This window comes from Nesterenkonia sedimenti (assembly GCF_012641515.1).
In the GTDB taxonomy this organism is placed as follows: Bacteria; Actinomycetota; Actinomycetes; order Actinomycetales; family Micrococcaceae; genus Nesterenkonia; species Nesterenkonia sedimenti.
This window is the reverse complement of the sequence record NZ_JABAHY010000033.1, coordinates 1-5391: the sequence shown is the minus strand read 5'-3', so window position 1 is coordinate 5391 and position 5391 is coordinate 1. Positions and strand designations below refer to the sequence as shown.

Annotated in this window: 2 rRNA genes; both read left to right on the top strand. The window is 54.8% G+C overall.

The window, feature by feature from the left end:
• Window positions 1–1523: ribosomal RNA gene (locus HGQ17_RS14750) — 16S ribosomal RNA — on the top strand.
• Between the two features lie 694 nt (window positions 1524–2217).
• A 23S ribosomal RNA gene (locus HGQ17_RS14745) occupies window positions 2218–5325 on the top strand.
• Together the 16S and 23S rRNA genes form the textbook arrangement of a ribosomal RNA operon.
• Window positions 5326–5391: the final 66 nt, after the last annotated feature.

Sequence of the window (5391 nt, the reverse complement as noted above, 5' to 3'; positions counted from 1 at the left end):
ATGGAGAGTTTGATCCTGGCTCAGGATGAACGCTGGCGGCGTGCTTAACACATGCAAGTCGAACGATGAAGCACCCAGCTTGCTGGGTGTGGATTAGTGGCGAACGGGTGAGTATCACGTGAGTAACCTGCCCTTAACTCTGGGATAAGCCTGGGAAACTGGGTCTAATACCGGATGCAACTGCCTACCGCATGGTGGGTGGTGGAAAGCTTTTGCGGTTTTGGATGGACTCGCGGCCTATCAGCTTGACGGTGAGGTAATGGCTCACGGTGGCTTTGACGGGTAGCCGGCCTGAGAGGGTGACCGGCCACACTGGGACTGAGACACGGCCCAGACTCCTACGGGAGGCAGCAGTGGGGAATATTGCACAATGGGCGAAAGCCTGATGCAGCGACGCCGCGTGCGGGATGACGGCCTTCGGGTTGTAAACCGCTTTCAGCAGGGAAGAAGCTTTTGTGACGGTACCTGCAGAAGAAGCGCCGGCTAACTACGTGCCAGCAGCCGCGGTAATACGTAGGGCGCGAGCGTTATCCGGAATTATTGGGCGTAAAGAGCTTGTAGGCGGTTTGTCGCGTCTGCTGTGAAAAGTTCGGGCTTAACCCGGACCGTGCAGTGGGTACGGGCTGACTGGAGTGCAGTAGGGGAGACTGGAATTCCTGGTGTAGCGGTGAAATGCGCAGATATCAGGAGGAACACCGATGGCGAAGGCAGGTCTCTGGGCTGTTACTGACGCTGAGAAGCGAAAGCATGGGGAGCGAACAGGATTAGATACCCTGGTAGTCCATGCCGTAAACGTTGGGCACTAGGTGTGGGGAACATTCCACGTTTTCCGCGCCGTAGCTAACGCATTAAGTGCCCCGCCTGGGGAGTACGGCCGCAAGGCTAAAACTCAAAGGAATTGACGGGGGCCCGCACAAGCGGCGGAGCATGCGGATTAATTCGATGCAACGCGAAGAACCTTACCAAGGCTTGACATGGACCGGATCGCTGCAGAGATGTAGTTTCCCTTCGGGGCTGGTTCACAGGTGGTGCATGGTTGTCGTCAGCTCGTGTCGTGAGATGTTGGGTTAAGTCCCGCAACGAGCGCAACCCTTATCCTATGTTGCCAGCACGTGATGGTGGGGACTCATGGGAGACTGCCGGGGTCAACTCGGAGGAAGGTGGGGATGACGTCAAATCATCATGCCCCTTATGTCTTGGGCTTCACGCATGCTACAATGGCCGGTACAGTGGGTTGCGATGCCGTGAGGTGGAGCTAATCCCTAAAAGCCGGTCTCAGTTCGGATCGAAGTCTGCAACTCGACTTCGTGAAGTTGGAGTCGCTAGTAATCGCAGATCAGCAATGCTGCGGTGAATACGTTCCCGGGCCTTGTACACACCGCCCGTCAAGTCACGAAAGTTGGTAACACCCGAAGCCGGTGGCCTAACCCTTGTGGGGGGAGCCGTCGAAGGTGGGACTGGCGATTGGGACTAAGTCGTAACAAGGTAGCCGTACCGGAAGGTGCGGCTGGATCACCTCCTTTCTAAGGAGCTGGACCCGAGTTGGGTCCGCCCAGTTAGTGGTCGAATGTATCGCTCTGGGTTTGCTCATGGGTGGAATATCAATGAACCCCACGATTGTGGGTCGCTGCTACCAGTGTTGGTGGTGGTGTTTGGCATGCTGTTGGGTCCTGAGGCGACGGTTGTGTCGTGCTCTGGATTTGGGCCCTGGCTTCAGGTAGCTAACAGACCTTTGTGTTGTTGGTGATGGGGGTTGGGGTTGTTGTTTGGGAACTGCATAGTGGACGCGAGCATCTTATTTTTTTTGAGATAACTCTCTGGTCATGACACCTCGNCAGGTAGCTAACAGACCTTTGTGTTGTTGGTGATGGGGGTTGGGGTTGTTGTTTGGGAACTGCATAGTGGACGCGAGCATCTTATTTTTTTTGAGATAACTCTCTGGTCATGACACCTCGCACGTTGTGTGTGTGGTTGTTGTGTCTTTGAGTGGTTTCTTTTGATTGTTTGCATCAAGGACGCCAGCCTGTGGTTGGTGTTGTTGTTGTGTGTCTGTGTGGTGCTTACACGAATNCTCGCACGTTGTGTGTGTGGTTGTTGTGTCTTTGAGTGGTTTCTTTTGATTGTTTGCATCAAGGACACCGGATGGGTGGGTCTTCGGATCTGTTTGTGTGGTGTTGTTGTTGTGTGTCTGTGTGGTGCTTACACGTTGAGTGTTGTGTGTAAGTGTTTTAGGGCGCATGGTGGATGCCTTGGTAGCAGGAGCTGATGAAGGACGTGGGAATCTGCGATAAGCCTGGTGGAGTTGATAACCGAGCGGTGATACCAGGATTTCCGAATGGGGAAACCCGGCATGCTCATCCTTTGGGTGGGTGTGTCACCACGCACTGAATGTATAGGTGCGTTGGGAGGAACGCAGGGAAGTGAAACATCTCAGTACCTGCAGGAAGAGAAAACAAATAGTGATTCTGTGAGTAGTGGCGAGCGAAAGCGGATGGGGCTAAACCATCAACGTGTGATACCTGGTAGGGGTTGCGTTGGTGGGGTTGTGAGACCCAGTGTCCACCATCTACCAGTGGTGGCAGTTGAGGTGCGGGCGTATAGATGAACAGCGTTGAGTCGTTGACCGTAGAGGGTGTGAGTCCCGTAGTTGTAATGCGTTCCGCCGGCTGTGCTGGTGTTCTCGAGTATCACGCGGCTCGAGGAATCGTGTGTGAATCTGCCAGGACCACCTGGTAAGCCTGAATACTCCCTGCTAACCGATAGTGAATCAGTACCGTGAGGGAATGGTGAAAAGTACCCCGGGAGGGGAGTGAAAGAGTACCTGAAACCATGTGCCTACAATCCGTCAAAGCACCGGCTTGCTGGTGTGATGGCGTGCCTTTTGAAGAATGAGCCTGCGAGTTAGTGCTCGGTGGCGAGGTTAACCCGTTGTGGGGTAGTCGTAGCGAAAGCGAGTCTGAATAGGGCGAAGTAGTCGCCGGGTCTAGACCCGAAGCGGAGTGATCTACCCATGGCCAGGGTGAAGCGTGTGTAAGAGCACGTGGAGGCCCGAACCCACCTAGGTTGAAAACTGGGGGGATGAGCTGTGGGTAGGGGTGAAAGGCCAATCAAACTCTGTGATAGCTGGTTCTCCCCGAAATGCATTTAGGTGCAGCGTTGCGTGTTTCATCCCGGAGGTAGAGCTACTGGATGGCCGATGGGCCCTACAAGGTTACTGACGTCAGCTAAACTCCGAATGCCGGTGATGTGAGAGCGCAGCAGTGAGACGGTGGGGGATAAGCTTCATCGTCGAGAGGGAAACAGCCCAGACCATCGGTTAAGGCCCCTAAGCGTGTGCTAAGTGGGAAAGGATGTGGAGTTGCTCAGACAACCAGGAGGTTGGCTTAGAAGCAGCCACCCTTGAAAGAGTGCGTAATAGCTCACTGGTCAAGTGATTCCGCGCCGACAATGTAGCGGGGCTCAAGCACACCGCCGAAACCATGGCATTCAGTTTTTACTGGATGGGTAGGGGAGCGTCGTATAGCCGGTGAAGCCGCGGCGGAAGCCAGTGGTGGAGGCTATACGAGTGAGAATGCAGGCATGAGTAGCGAAAGCAGCGTGAGAAACGTTGCCGCCGATTGACTAAGGGTTCCAGGGTCAAGCTAATCTGCCCTGGGTTAGTCGGGGCCTAAGGCGAGGCCGACAGGCGTAGTCGATGGATAACGGGTTGATATTCCCGTACCGGTGAAGAACCGTCCACGCGAAGCTGCTGATACTAACCACCCGAACCCCCTCTCATTAGCCTTCGGGCTGAGTGAGGGGTCTAGCGTGGGACCTGAAGTGGTGGAGCGAGCGTATTAACAGGTGTGACGCAGGAAGGTAGCCAGGCTCAGCGATGGTTGTCTGAGTCTAAGAATGTAGGCCGCTCTCTAGGTAAATCCGGAGAGCTCATAGGCTGAGATTTGATGGGCCCCACCATTTGGGTGGGGATCTGGTGATCCTATGCTGCCAAGAAAAGCATCGGCGCGAGGTTCTTTGCTGCCCGTACCCGAAACCGACACAGGTAGTCAGGTAGAGAATACCGAGGCGATCGAGAGAATCACGGTTAAGGAACTCGGCAAAATGCCCCCGTAACTTCGGGAGAAGGGGGACCACCCTGGTGGCGCGCCTTTACGGTGACGAGCTGGTGGTGGTCGCAGAGACCAGGGGGGACCGACTGTTTACTAAAAACACAGGTCCGTGCGAAGTCGTAAGACGATGTATACGGACTGACTCCTGCCCGGTGCCGGAAGGTTAAGAGGAGCTGTTAGACCTTTTGGGGTCGAAGCGGTGAATTTAAGCCCCGGTAAACGGCGGTGGTAACTATAACCATCCTAAGGTAGCGAAATTCCTTGTCGGGTAAGTTCCGACCTGCACGAATGGAGTAACGAGTCCCCCGCTGTCTCAACCGTGAACTCGGCGAAATTGCATTACGAGTAAAGATGCTCGTTACGCGCAGCAGGACGGAAAGACCCCGAGACCTTTACTATAGCTTGGTATTGGTGATGTACGTCACTTGTGTAGGATAGGTGGGAGACTGTGAAGCACCCGCGCCAGTGGGTGTGGAGTCGTCGTTGAAATACCACTCTGGTGTTGTGTGTCATCTAACTTCGGGCCCTGATCGGGTCCAGGGACAGTGCCTGGTGGGTAGTTTAACTGGGGCGGTTGCCTCCCAAAGAGTAACGGAGGCGCCCAAAGGTTCCCTCAGCCTGGTTGGCAATCAGGTGTTGAGTGTAAGTGCACAAGGGAGCTTGACTGTGAGAGAGGCATCTCGAGCAGGAACGAAAGTTGGGACTAGTGATCCGGCGGCACCGTGTGGAAGGGCCGTCGCTCAACGGATAAAAGGTACCTCGGGGATAACAGGCTGATCCTGCCCAAGAGTCCATATCGACGGCATGGTTTGGCACCTCGATGTCGGCTCGTCGCATCCTGGGGCTGGAGTTGGTCCCAAGGGTTGGGCTGTTCGCCCATTAAAGCGGTACGCGAGCTGGGTTTAGAACGTCGTGAGACAGTTCGGTCCCTATCCGCTGCGCGCGTAGGAGATTTGAGAAGGTCTGTCCTTAGTACGAGAGGACCGGGACGGACGAACCTCTGGTATGCCAGTCCTGCCGCCAGGTGGGTGGCTGGTTAGCTACGTTCGGGATGGATAACCGCTGAAAGCATCTAAGTGGGAAGCCGGCTTCAAGATAAGATCTCCATCACATTTTGTGTGAAGGCTCCCAAGAGATTATTGGGTTGATAGGCCAGAACTAGAAGCCCTGTGAGGGGTGTAGGTGACTGGTACTAATAAGCCGATCACTTACTCACCACCACACATCTTCAGAAGATACTTGTGCTCAGAATTGTTTGTGTGTTGCGCGTCCACTCTGCGGT